Consider the following 12,664-nt stretch of genomic DNA (forward strand, 5'->3'; position numbering starts at 1 on the left):
GCGCAGTGCCCGGCCTTGGCTGGGCACTTTTTTATGGGCAGCATTAATGCTTGTTGCGCCCGAAGCCAACCAAAGCGGTAGCGTTCACTCTCGCCGGGGGAGCGCATTCGAGTAGGTATTAAGATGCGCAAGGTGGTCATCGGCGTCCTGCAGTGCTTCTAGCGTGGCAGGGCGGTCACGCTCGGCCAGCAGCGTGCAGAGCACTTCCGAAACGGCTAGGGCTGGGGCCAGAGTATGAAAGAAGCTGTAGCTCTCAGTGGCGCAGTAAACCGTATGCTCGGAAATACTCACCAGCGGTGATACCTCGCTATCGGTGATCGAGAGAACCGCCAAGCCCTTGTCTTTTGCTAGCTGCGCAAGCGTTAGTGTATCGCGCGCGTAGGGGTTGATGGATATGGTCAGCAGCACCTCATCCGGTTTTGCACGAATCAGGGCATCGCCGCCTGTGCCAGCAGGCCCATCAAGATGAACCGAGCGCTCGCCCAACAGCGACATAACGTAATGAAAATGCCAGGCCACCGCATGGCTTGAACGTAACCCCAACACATAGATTTTTTTGGCTGCCGCGAGCCTTTCGGCCATGGCGGTCAAGCGCTGCAGTGGCTCAGGCTCGCAAAGCGCGGCTATCTGGGCGCTCAACCCGTGCAGCATGTGATGCGCAATATCACTGCCTGGCGCGCTTACCGCCTGACCATCACGTTGGCGCACCTTGGCCGCAAAGCCATCGTTTCGCTGACGCACTGTTTGTGCATAGTGGGCGCGAATTTCGTTATAGCCCTGAAAGCCCAGGACCTTGGCAAGCCGTGTCATGGTCGCCGGTTGAACCGCCGCCAAGCGCGCCAGTTCGCGCATGGACACCAAGGCCACTTCTTCCGGATGCTCAAGTAGGTAGCGCGCGGCCTGTTGCAGTTGGGCGGACATACCATCGAACTGCGCAATGATCTGCTCTCTTAACGGATCGCTCTGCGATACAGAGCTTTTTGATTTAGGGCTTTTTGACATAGCAGAGCTGCCTCTTGAATACGCCCAAGGGCTTTAGATGATTGCGCACGAGGGTAAGGGCGCTTTTCGATAAAATAATGATCCATTTGTTTTAAATATTCAATTAAAGATTGGCATGTTGCATTGGCGCCCTCGGTCGTGTCACTCTTATTCTAAATAGGGTGGTTGATGGTCATCTGAAGAGGAAAGGGCTATGACGCGTATTCTTCACCGCAGTATTGGTCAGGCGTTACCGAAAGCGGTGTCAGCGCAGGGCGTTTATATCACTGATACCGAAGGCCGCCGCTACCTGGATGGTTCGGGTGGGGCGGCGGTGACGAGTGTGGGGCACGGCCATCCGGAAGTGCTGGAGGCCATGCGCGCCCAGATTGATAACCTCTGCTACGCCCATACCGGATTTTTCACCACGGATGCTGCCGAGGAGCTGGCCGAGCAACTGGTGAACCTGGCGCCAGACGGGCTGGATTATGTCTATCTGGTATCCGGTGGTTCAGAGGCGGTAGAGGCCGCGTTAAAAATGGCCCGCCAGTATTTTGTTGAAACCGGTAGGCCAGAGCGGCGGCACATTATTGCCCGGCGCCAGAGCTATCATGGCAATACCCTGGGCGCGCTTGCCACCGGCGGCAATGCCATGCGTAGGCAGCAGTTTCAGCCGCTTCTGCCTCAAACGCACCACGTTTCGCCCTGCTACGCCTACCGTGACAAGGCAAGCGACGAATCTTTTGAGGCGTACGCCGCAAGGCTTGCCGATGAGCTTGAGGCCAAAATTCTTGAGCTGGGCCCTGAAAGCGTCATGGCGTTTGTGGCCGAACCGGTGGTGGGGGCGACCCTTGGCGCGGTGGCCGCTGAGGCCGATTACTTCAAGCGAGTGCGTAAAATCTGCGACCAGCATGGCGTACTGCTGATTCTCGATGAAGTCATGTGCGGCATGGGGCGCACAGGCACCCTGTTTGCCTGTGAACAGGACGGTATAACGCCCGATATTCTCACCGTGGCCAAAGGCCTGGGCGGCGGCTACCAGCCGATTGGGGCCGTGCTGTTGTCCTCCGCTATTTATGAGAGCTTCGCCAACGGCTCTGGGCTTTTCCAGCATGGGCATACGTATCTTGGTCACCCGGTCGCGGCGGCTGCGGCGAACAAGGTTGTCGAGATCATCGCGCGGCCTGAAACACTGGCGAATGTAAACGCCATGGGCGCGCGCTTGCAAAGCGGCCTTGAAGCAGCGCTTGGCGCATCACCTTACGTGGGCGATATTCGGGGAAGGGGGCTGTTTCGTGGCATCGAGTTGGTGGCCGACCGCGAGCTAAAGACGCCGTTTGATCCCGCTCGAAAGATTCACGCCAGGATCAAGCGCCAGGCCATGGCCCGGGGCCTGATCAGCTATCCCATGGGCGGTACGATTGATGGCGTGTATGGCGATCACGTGCTGCTCGCGCCGCCGTATACGATTAATGCAGACGAGATTGATCTCCTCATTGAGCGGATCACTCAAGCGATTGACGCCGCAATAGCCGAATAACGGGCGCGAGAGCCAAATAACACAAGAGGAAATACACCATGAAGCAGTCCCCCTGCCCGCCGATGAGCGACGCCGATTGGCCTGAAGCGTTTACAGAGTTACGTGAAGGTTTTGCAGGCGCGATGAACGTCTACCGCACCATGGCACATCATCCGGCCCTGCTAAACGCTTGGGCGCCGTTGCGGCAGCACGTGGTGAAGAACAATGCCTTGGGGCCCGAGTTAACCGAAGTGGTGATTCTACGCGCCGGTTTCCGCCTGGGGTCGGCCTATGAGTGGGCCCACCATGTCAGCCGTGCGCTGGCGCTAGGATTTTCTGATGCGAGAATAAACGCTATTCGTGGCGTGCCTGAATCAATTAACGGCGTTGATGGCCTGATTGTTAACGCGGTAGATGCGCTACTCGACAAGCGAATGCTGGCAAGCGATCAGGAAGAAACATTGGCCGAGGCGATTGGGCGTGAAGCCGTGATCGACCTGATGGCCATGGTCGGCTTCTATTCGGTGCTGGGGTATTTGCTCAAGACCTACGACACGCCGATTGATGAGGGTATTCAAGAAGAGGCGCGGTTGAATCCAGGGCTGTTTTCGCTAACACCACCTTCCGCGTAACCAACGAAGGTTTCTAGCTGTTTACTTGAAGCGCCGTTTTACCTCGACACTCAGCCTGCCTTCACCCAGGCGCAGCGAGAGCTTCTGGCCGGGTTTAGTCTCCTCGGCGCGGCGCACGACCTGGCCCTTTTCATCCTGGGCAATCGCATAGCCCCGGCCCAGTACGGCCAGCGGGCTAATCGCATTAAGCTCCCGTGCGGCGCTGGTTAAACGCGCCTGCTGACGTTGAAGCTGGCGCTGCATGGCGTTTTCCATACGGCGGTGCAATTGACCCACCCGTTCGCTTTCTGCGCGGTGCAAACGCGCCATGTCCTGGCTCGCCAAGCGCTTGCCCAACTGCGTTACGCTTGCCTGCTGCTGAGTAAGCGTTTGCTGCATAGCGCGATTTAAACGCTGGGCAAGGGTCGCCACGTGCTGGCGCTGGCGGTTTAGCTGCTCGCCGGGATGGCGAAGCCGTGCGCGCAGGCTATCCAACTGCTGGCTGTCGCGCTCCAACCGGCGCTGCATGGCGCGGTGCAGGCGGTGTTGTTGATCAACTAGCTGGCGCTTCAAGGCGTGTTGGTCCGGCACCAGGCGCTCGGCGGCAGCGGAAGGGGTCGGGGCGCGAACATCGGCGGCAAAATCGGCAAGCGTGACATCCACCTCATGGCCTACCGCCGACATCACTGGCAGGCGTGAATGAAAAATCGCCCGTGCCAGGTGCTCGTTGTTAAACGCCCACAAATCTTCCAGGCTGCCGCCGCCCCGGGTGATTAACACCACATCGCGCTCAGGGTCTAACCGTGCCTGACGGTTGAGTAGCCCAAGCGCTGCGATCATTGCCGGTGCCGCTTCCACACCCTGCACCGGTACCGGGATTAGCGTTACATCTGCCAAGGGCCAGCGCGCCGCTAAAACGGCCAGTACATCGCGAATGGCCGCGCCGGTAGCTGAGCTTAAAATCAGAATTTTGCGCGGCGGAAAGGGCAGGGGACGCGTATTGGCAAACACGCCTTCGGCATCCAACTGGGCTTTGAGGCGCTCAAAGGCGGCCAGTAGCTCGCCAAGCCCCGCCGCCTGCACGGCTTCGGCAATCAGTTGGTAGTCACCGCGTGGCTCAAACAGCGACACCCGCCCGCGCAGTTTTACCTGGTCACCATCGCGCATCGGCGCCGATACAAAACGCGCCCGCTGACGAAATAGCGCGCAGCGCACCTGGGCGCGGTCATCTTTAAGCGTAAAGTAGATATGCCCGGACGCCGGGCGCGAAACATTAGAAAGCTCACCTTCCACCCACACCTCGCCCACATCGCGTTCAAGGGTTTGCTTGGCGCGTTGGTTGAGTTGGCTGACGGAGAGTGCAGTGGGCGTTGGTGCGTTCATTGCTATCCCTTGCTTTAGGGAACCCAGGAATCTTGACGGCTAGTCGAGTAAAGTGGTGTCGCTACTTCAAGGTATCATTGTATTACCGAGGGAATCACGAGGAAATGCTATGAGTCACCAGCTTACACCGCTGATCGCTTTTTACCGTAGCGAGGCACCAGATCATAAAGGGCGCTATATCAATGCCATTTGGGCCTTGTCGCACTTTTGGTTGGAGCACAGCCATGATTATATTCAATGGCTTTTTCCCATTCCTGAAGCTGGTCGTTTTAACGGTTTTGCCCCGCGACTGACTGATGTCGAGCGTGAAGTATTTCACGACGAGAGTGCGTTACGCGAGCAGCAGCGCGTGTCGTTGGATGTGATGTTACGTTTTTTGGGTTTAGTGCGGGATGGGCTCACCATTACCGCCCAACCGAGCCTCAATATCCGTGATCATGTTTGGCTCAAAGCGGGTGGGCATAATCACCTGCGCATCTCGCGGATGATTCGTTCTTTGGCACTTTGCCACCAGTGCGATCTGGCGCTGGCTCTTCAGCAAGCCGTCATACACATTGGTACCGAGCAGGGCATCGTCTCGAATGCCTCGATCCAGTATTGGAGCGAGGCACATAAGGAGTAGCCTGTATTATTCGGTTATTGTTACTGGCATGCCGCAATAATAGAAAAGCCGTAAAGCCTTACGTCTGGCGTTCCTTCAACGAGACAGCCTCTTCGGCGTGATGTGGTCACTGGGTCTGTCAGTGGCTGGAAGTAGCTGAAGTGGTGGCTCGCGGGGTCATCACTATCCACGTCGGTATCTAGCTGAGATACGATCCTTTCGTGTGTTGCAGCGCTGAGTGCTTCCCATTGCTCCATGTTGCCCTTCTGTCTGTTATCTACATGCAGGTAGAGGGCGATAGGGAGCTTGATAACCTTCTTCTTTAGTGCTTTTCCCAGGCTTGTTTCATCAAGCTCGATGAGCTGATTGACGGCTTTTTGCCACGGGCGAACGAGTCGCTGTGTAGTTGTTGTGTACTCTTCACCAGGTTGACGACCATTCACAGAAGCACGAATGACTTTCAGTTCGACGAGGAAACTGGTGCTGCGATAGTCGAAAATGATATCCACTCGGCCTTTGCCGCTGGCGTCATCTGTCTGACGAGATACCTGTACTTCAGTGGCAATGTGGCCGATCTGGCTATTAAAGCCATCACTGAGCAGCGCCTTGATAAAGGTACCGTAGAGTTCCCGCTCATTGGGAATACGTGTATTGCGAATGAAATGACGCGTATCTGGATCGTCAAGCGCTTCCCCCAACGCACTGCATAATATCACCATCATATCGCGCGAAACACGTGCCCCCGTGATGTTATCCGGATTGCTGTAGTAGAGCTGCTTGGGTTGGTCTGCCATTGTTATTACCTTTTATTAATAATAAACAGCATGATACACCTTGTAGCCATATTATTCGCTCAAGGGTCTGTTTGGCGCGCTGGTTGAGTTGGCTGACGGCTACCTCTTATTTGAGGATGTCTGGAAAGGCTTCATTCAACCACTTAATAAAGTTCCGTTTGGCTTTAAATTCGCTATGTAGCTGTGTCAGCATGTGCGCGAAAGCGCTGTATTGAGCTGGCGTTTGCAGGCTCTTTTTCAGCTCTTTCAGTAATGCGATGCCTTGGCGATAGCCCTGCTTATTGGTTTGTTCTACATATAGCCGTACCAGCCGCAGGTAGAGCGGTATCTGGGCATCGGGAGAGGGCAGGGCTTTGGCTAATTGGTACAGCAAATGCGCTGATACTTTATGCTCAGCGCACAATGCTTGGGCATCGTCCAAACGACCCTCGTGCAAGTAAATTTCCAATAAGCTGTCTTTTGCCCGTTGTACTTGGTAGAAAGGCATCTTCTCCGACGGTTGGGTGATGCATTTTAATAACCAGTCACAGGCCTGTTGGCGATAATCGGTGGCTAGCTGATGTGCTTCTATTAGCGTTACTAGCTGCCGGTAATCTTCCAACTGCTGGGTATGCTGATAGATCCCCCACTGTTGCTCTGCCGCCGCGTCTGCTTCGCCGCGATGCAGCTTTAGGCGTATCTCAAGCCGGTTGCGTTCAAGCTGCCAGCGATGGTTGTTTTTTGCCTCGCACTCAGCAGCATACGTTAGCCACGCTGCCACTTGGTCCCAAGCTTCATACGCTATACACAGCTCAGCAGCCTCTAGGCAGTCCTTCTCATCGCTGATGGTTTTCTGATACAGCGCCAGTATTGCGGGCAGGTCACCGGCGGCTTGCGCACGTTTGAGTAACGGCTCGCGCAGGCGAGTCAATCGGTAGCGATCATCCCATTCCATGGTGGCTGTTTGGTTCGGCAGTTCATCCAAGGCTTGTTGCAGGCGCTCATGATAGGCATTTTGGCTCGCTTGGTTCAGCACATCCAAATAGGCATCAGGAATGGGTGGGTAGCGATCCTCTTCCCCGCCAAATGATTTTTCATAGAGGTAGTCTGCTAGTTTGTCGGCAGGCCAATCGAGCCGCTTTACGGTCTTAATATGCAAGGTGTGCAAGAGGTGTTCGCAGTGGAAACGGAAGCCGCCGGAGTCATCAATGGTTTCCAGCGCTTTATCCATGCGCGCGAGTGCGTAGTCCACCAGTGCCAGGCTTTTTACTGAGGGGAGTTGCGGCACTTGTTCGGCCAACTGTTCAATAACGGCTTCTGCCTTACTGAAATAGTGGCTCACTTGAGAATAGCGGAACAACCCACGATTGATGGGAAACGCAGCGGTGATGCGTTTTTTCAGCGCTTTATGATCCAGCACGCCAAGTGCTGCATCCGCCTTCAACGACCACTGTTGGTACAGCACAGGGTCATTTTCAATAAGCGATAACAGAGCCTCGACCAGCGAGGGTTTGTCTAACGACTCAACGTAAGCGTGAATGCGATCTGAAGTGTCGCCTTCTACCCGTTGTGCTTGCTTGGCTTGCTCTGCGCGGAACGCTAGCGCAACGGCCACGCAGTGCTTGCAGAAATCAATGCCTTCGGAGGCAGGGCAATTACAACCTCCGCTCAAACCTTGCTTGGTTAACGTCAATGTCACATGGTAAAGCTCGCTGCCCTCGACGTCAGCGCTAATGGTGGAACCGCTTTTATCCCAATGGATCACCATGCCCTGTTGGTAATATTGAACCCCTCGGGAAAAAGCCGCATCACCCGCCAACATAACCAACTGTGAGTCTGAAATTAACGTCTCATCCATTGTCGCCACCCGACATTTCTATAGAGCTAAATGACGTATAGGTTAACATTAACTGCAGGGTAATAGCCGTCACAGAGTATGCGCTAGCAGTGAGCCAAGCAGGAGTAGTGACGTTGAATAGGGGCAGTAGCATTGCTGGGGAACCCCTCAAAACGCTATAATGGGGGATTAACTTTTCACGCCCCTTCTTCCCACATCAAATTGGGTGTTGCCGCTATGCTACGTATGGCCCAAGAAGCGCTTACGTTCGATGACGTACTTCTCGTTCCTGGCTTCTCCGATATCCTCCCCAAGGATGTCAGTCTCAAAACTCGCCTGACCCGTAATCTCTCGCTTAATATCCCGCTCGTTTCTGCTGCGATGGACACCGTGACCGAAGCGCGTCTGGCGATTGCGATGGCTCAGGAAGGCGGCATCGGCATCATCCACAAGAACATGACCATGGCCCAGCAGGCCACGGAAGTGCGCAAGGTCAAAAAGCACGAAAGCGTCATTGTTAAAGACCCGGTCACCGTTAGCCCCAAGGCCAAGCTTGAAGACCTTCTCGCCATGGCGAAAGAGAACGGTTTCTCCGGCTTCCCGGTGGTTGAAGGCGAAACGCTGGTGGGTATCGTGACCGAGCGTGACATGCGCTTCCAGCCGAACGTAGGCGACAGCGTAGCCGATATCATGACCCCGCGTGATCGGCTGATTACCGTTAAGGAAGGCACTGACCTTGAAGCCAGCAAAGCCAAGATGCGCGAACACCGCATTGAGAAAATGCTGATTGTTGATGACGCTTTCCACCTGCGTGGCCTGGTCACCTTCCAGGATATCGAAAAAGCCCGCACCTACCCGATGGCCGCTAAAGACAGCGATGGCCGCCTGTTAGTAGGTGCCGCTGTAGGCACCGGACCAGAAACCCCGGACCGTGTTATCGCACTGGCGGAAGCAGGCGTTGACGTTATCATTGTCGATACTGCTCACGGCCATTCCCAAGGCGTTATCGACCGCGTTAGCTGGATCAAAGAGCACTACCCGGATATTCAGGTCATCGGCGGCAACATTGCCACCGGCGCCGCTGCCAAAGCATTGGCCGAAGCGGGTGCTGATGGTGTGAAAGTGGGCATCGGCCCGGGCTCCATCTGCACCACGCGTATTGTGGCCGGTGTGGGCGTGCCGCAAATCACCGCCGTTTCCAACGTCGCCGCTGCGCTTAAAGAGTATGACATTCCGTTGATTGCCGACGGTGGCGTACGCTTCTCTGGCGACCTGGCCAAGGCAATTGCCGCTGGCGCAAGCGCGGTGATGGTTGGTGGCCTGCTGGCCGGTACCGAAGAAGCACCGGGCGAAGTCGAGCTGTTCCAGGGGCGTACTTATAAAGCCTACCGTGGCATGGGCTCCATGGGCGCCATGGCCCAGAACCAGGGCAGCGCCGACCGCTACTTCCAGGATAAGGACGCCGGTGCCGAGAAGCTGGTGCCCGAAGGCATCGAAGGCCGCGTACCGTATAAAGGCATGATGAGCGCCATTGTTCACCAGATGATGGGCGGGCTGCGCGCCTCCATGGGCTACACCGGCTGCCGCGATATTCAGGAAATGCGCACCAAGCCGGAATTTGTCCAGATTACCGGTGCTGGTTTTAACGAATCCCACGTTCACGACGTGCAGATCACCAAAGAAGCTCCCAACTACCGGGTGAGCTAACCAGCGCTTTAAGTAACACGGCGGCGGGCATTGCTCCGCCGCTTGCTTTTCGGCCTTACCAGCAGCACCTCCACTGCTTACTCGAGATACCGCCATGAATGATATCCACGCCCACAAAATCCTGATTCTCGACTTCGGCTCGCAGTACACCCAGTTGATCGCCCGCCGGGTACGCGAAATTGGCGTATTTTCTGAGGTTCGCGCCTTCGATATCACCGAAGAAGAGATCCGCGAGTACAACCCTAACGGCATCATCCTGGCCGGCGGCCCCGAGTCCGTGACCGAGCTGGATTCCCCGCGTGCGCCGCAGTGCGTGTTCGAAATGGGCCTGCCTGTGTTTGGCGTTTGCTACGGCATGCAGACCATGGCCGAGCAGTTGGGCGGTAAGGTGGAAGGCTCCAACAAGAGCGAGTTTGGCTATGCGCAAATCCGCATTGACGCTGAAAACGCGCTGTTCAAAGACATCAAAGATCACGTAGACACCGAAACCGGCAAAGCCCTGCTGGATGTGTGGATGAGCCACGGCGACAAGGTCGCCCAAGCGCCTGCCGAGTTCACCATTACCGCTTCCACACCCAGCTGCCCAATTGCCGCCATGGTCTGGGAAGAGAAGCAGTTCTACGGCGTACAGTTCCACCCGGAAGTCACCCACACCCTGCAAGGTCAGCGGATTCTTGAGCACTTCGTGCTGGATATCTGTAAAGCTGAAAAACGCTGGACGCCTGCCCAAATCATCGAAGACCAGGTACAGCGCGTACGCGAGCAGGTAGGCGACCGCCACGTACTGCTCGGCCTTTCCGGCGGTGTAGACTCTTCCGTAGTCGCCGCGCTGTTACACAAAGCGATTGGCGACCAGCTGACCTGCGTATTCGTAGATAACGGCCTGCTACGTAAAGCGGAAGGCGACCAGGTCATGGAAACCTTCGCCAAGCACATGGGCGTCAAGGTTATCCGTGTAGACGCCGAAGACCTATTCCTGGGCAAGCTTGCAGGCGAGAAAGACCCGGAAGCCAAGCGCAAAATCATCGGCAACACCTTCATCGACGTGTTCGATGAAGAAGCCAGCAAGATTGAAGGCGTCGAGTTCCTGGCCCAGGGCACTATCTACCCGGACGTAATCGAATCCGCCGCCTCCAAAACCGGCAAGGCGCACGTCATCAAATCCCACCACAACGTGGGTGGCCTGCCAGAAACCATGAAGCTCAAGCTGGTTGAACCGCTGCGCGAACTGTTCAAAGACGAAGTGCGCAAGCTTGGCCTGGAACTCGGCCTGCCCTACGACATGGTTTACCGCCACCCCTTCCCTGGGCCGGGCCTGGGCGTGCGTATTCTGGGTGAAGTGAAGAAAGAGTACGCCGACATCCTCCGCGAAGCCGACGCCATCTTCATCGAAGAGCTGCGCGCCTCCGGCTGGTACGAAAAAACCAGCCAGGCATTCGCCGTCTTCCTGCCGGTTAAATCCGTCGGCGTAGTAGGCGACGGCCGCCGCTACGAGTGGGTTATCGCCATTCGCGCAGTAGAAACCATCGACTTCATGACCGCCCGCTGGGCGCACCTGCCGTATGAGTTGTTGGAGAAGGTGTCCAACCGGATTATCAATGAGTTGGGTGGGGTGTCGCGGGTGACTTATGATGTGAGTAGTAAGCCGCCTGCTACTATTGAGTGGGAATAATCCTCCTTTAAGAAAGGTCTGGCATTAACAGGCACTAAATCAACCTTAAGTCCGCGTAATTGCGGACTTTTTTTGTTTTTAGCTTAGTCAATTTTGGCAATGTCTGGCAACGCCAAGCACGGTTTGACCGTGGTATTTTGATGGGTATGATTCATTGGTAATGCCATGGATTACGCCCGATACCATGCTGAGTGTTTTTGATGGGGCATGGTATTAATTTTTTATATCTATTTGTTTTATAAAGATTAACGTCTAGTTTTTTAGGGGTGTTTCAGCATGGTATCAAACAAGAATAATAGGTCGAAACATGCTGACTGATACCAAGCTACGCAATCTCAAACCCAAAGATAAACTTTACAAAGTCAATGATCGTGATGGCCTCTATGTTGCTGTCACCAAAGCGGGGTCTATCTCCTTTCGCTACAATTACTCGATCAATGGCAGACAAGAAACCATTACCTTTGGCCGCTATGGAATAGGAGGCATCACGTTAGCAGAAGCACGTGAGCGTCTCAATGAAGCGAAGAGAATGGTTACTGATGGAAAGTCACCGGCCAAAGAGAAAGCCCGTGCGAAGGCGAGAACGAAAGATACTGAAACCTTTGGTGCTTGGGCTATAAAATGGCTACGAGGTTATCAGATGGCTGATTCTACCCGGGATATGCGTCGCTCAGTCTATGCCCGAGAGCTCAAAGATAAATTTGGTAACTGGAAGCTCACAGAAATTACCCATGAAGATCTGCGAGCACTGACTGACTCGATAGTAGAGCGTGGTGCGCCCGCAACGGCTGTACACACGCGTGATATTGTACTTCAGGTGTATCGGTGGGCAATTGAACGGGGCCAGAAAGTTGAGAACCCGGCAGACTTGGTGAGGCCCGCAAGTATCGCTCGATTTGAGCCAAGAGACCGAACGTTAACACCGGCTGAAATCGGTTTGATGTATCGTTATATGGAAAAAGTTGGAACCACGCCTTCGATTCGTGCTGCGGTAAAATTGCTATTGCTAACTATGGTGCGCAAAAGCGAATTAACCAATGCGACTTGGAGTGAAATTAACTTTAGCGAAGCGCTGTGGACGATTCCGAAAGAAAGAATGAAACGGCGAAAGCCTCACTTGGTGTTTTTGTCACGCCAGGCGATGGACATTCTTATTGCCTTGAAGACATTTGCCGGTGGGTCTGATTATATTCTTCCTTCCCGTTATGACTCCGATGCCCCAATGAGCAGTGCGACAATGAATCGTGTATTGGCTTTAACGTACAAGGCTGCGCAGAAGGACCCTGGTATTTTGTTGGCCCGCCAGGCAGGCGGCCTTCCAGGCCTTAACCTGTTGAGGGTAGAGGCCTTTGCCACGACAGTACTCGCTCAGCTCAATCTCGGAAAAGGTGGCTGTTTCGATGACCACTGATAGCTTGGCTTCTGCCGACCAGTTGTCGGTTAATGTTTGATCTCCGGGCACCGCAGCCCCTCCCGACTTGGCCTGTTTACGCCAAGCATACAGGGTGGCATCGGAAATACCTTCTTGCCGTGCCACTTCAGCAACGGATAGGTTGTGCGGAGGTAACAGCTTCTTCAAC

At 55.0% G+C, this 12,664-nt stretch carries 9 protein-coding genes and 2 pseudogenes; 6 read left to right on the forward strand and 5 right to left on the reverse strand.

What is annotated here, in order from left to right; all coding sequences use genetic code 11:
• Positions 1–84: 84 nt before the first annotated feature.
• Positions 85–1,002, reverse strand: coding sequence for a MurR/RpiR family transcriptional regulator (locus tag ACT3TY_RS13635; RefSeq protein ID WP_444628593.1), 918 nt, complete (start codon positions 1,000–1,002; stop codon positions 85–87).
• A 193-nt stretch (positions 1,003–1,195) separates the two neighbouring features.
• Between ACT3TY_RS13635 and ACT3TY_RS13640 the strand changes: the two genes are divergently transcribed.
• Together ACT3TY_RS13640 and ACT3TY_RS13645 are read left to right on the forward strand one after the other, a co-directional pair.
• On the forward strand, positions 1,196–2,521 hold the full coding sequence (locus ACT3TY_RS13640; RefSeq protein WP_444628595.1) for an aspartate aminotransferase family protein: 1,326 nt from the start codon (positions 1,196–1,198) through the stop codon (positions 2,519–2,521).
• A gap of 38 nt (positions 2,522–2,559) precedes the next feature.
• Positions 2,560–3,132 carry a carboxymuconolactone decarboxylase family protein gene (locus ACT3TY_RS13645; RefSeq protein WP_172118176.1) on the forward strand — a complete coding sequence of 191 codons (573 nt, stop codon included), beginning with the start codon at positions 2,560–2,562 and terminating at the stop codon, positions 3,130–3,132.
• Positions 3,133–3,153: 21 nt separating this feature from the next.
• On the opposite strand, the gene xseA is transcribed toward ACT3TY_RS13645, so the two are convergent.
• On the reverse strand, positions 3,154–4,494 hold the full coding sequence (xseA, locus tag ACT3TY_RS13650) for an exodeoxyribonuclease VII large subunit (protein ID WP_172118175.1): 1,341 nt from the start codon (positions 4,492–4,494) through the stop codon (positions 3,154–3,156).
• Between the two features lie 109 nt (positions 4,495–4,603).
• Here xseA and ACT3TY_RS13655 point away from each other — a divergent pair, with 109 nt between their 5' ends.
• Positions 4,604–5,116, forward strand: a complete 513-nt coding sequence (locus ACT3TY_RS13655; protein WP_444622343.1) for an opioid growth factor receptor-related protein — start codon at positions 4,604–4,606, stop codon at positions 5,114–5,116.
• A 20-nt stretch (positions 5,117–5,136) separates the two neighbouring features.
• Here the strand turns inward: ACT3TY_RS13655 and ACT3TY_RS13660 are convergent, their stop codons facing one another.
• The gene (locus ACT3TY_RS13660; protein ID WP_172118174.1) at positions 5,137–5,889 is read right to left on the reverse strand and encodes a hypothetical protein; all 753 of its coding nucleotides are present in this window, start codon (positions 5,887–5,889) and stop codon (positions 5,137–5,139) included.
• 106 nt (positions 5,890–5,995) lie between these two features.
• On the reverse strand, positions 5,996–7,726 hold the full coding sequence (locus ACT3TY_RS13665; RefSeq protein WP_444622344.1) for an SWIM zinc finger family protein: 1,731 nt from the start codon (positions 7,724–7,726) through the stop codon (positions 5,996–5,998).
• A 216-nt stretch (positions 7,727–7,942) separates the two neighbouring features.
• Between ACT3TY_RS13665 and guaB the strand changes: the two genes are divergently transcribed.
• The 3 genes and pseudogenes from guaB to ACT3TY_RS13680 all read left to right on the forward strand — a co-directional run.
• Complete coding sequence (gene guaB / locus ACT3TY_RS13670; protein WP_087108029.1) at positions 7,943–9,412, forward strand: IMP dehydrogenase; 1,470 nt, start codon at positions 7,943–7,945, stop codon at positions 9,410–9,412.
• Positions 9,413–9,506: 94 nt separating this feature from the next.
• On the forward strand, positions 9,507–11,084 hold the full coding sequence (guaA, locus tag ACT3TY_RS13675; RefSeq protein WP_441677998.1) for a glutamine-hydrolyzing GMP synthase: 1,578 nt from the start codon (positions 9,507–9,509) through the stop codon (positions 11,082–11,084).
• Positions 11,085–11,391: 307 nt separating this feature from the next.
• Positions 11,392–12,303, forward strand: a pseudogene (locus tag ACT3TY_RS13680) (tyrosine-type recombinase/integrase); the annotation flags it as partial.
• Positions 12,304–12,366: 63 nt separating this feature from the next.
• On the opposite strand, the pseudogene ACT3TY_RS13685 reads toward ACT3TY_RS13680, so the two are convergent.
• A pseudogene (locus ACT3TY_RS13685) lies at positions 12,367–12,663 on the reverse strand (transposase); the annotation flags it as partial.
• Position 12,664: the final 1 nt, after the last annotated feature.

Source organism: Halomonas sp. AOP22-C1-8, assembly GCF_052378905.1.
In the GTDB taxonomy this organism is placed as follows: domain Bacteria; phylum Pseudomonadota; class Gammaproteobacteria; order Pseudomonadales; family Halomonadaceae; genus Vreelandella; species Vreelandella citrativorans.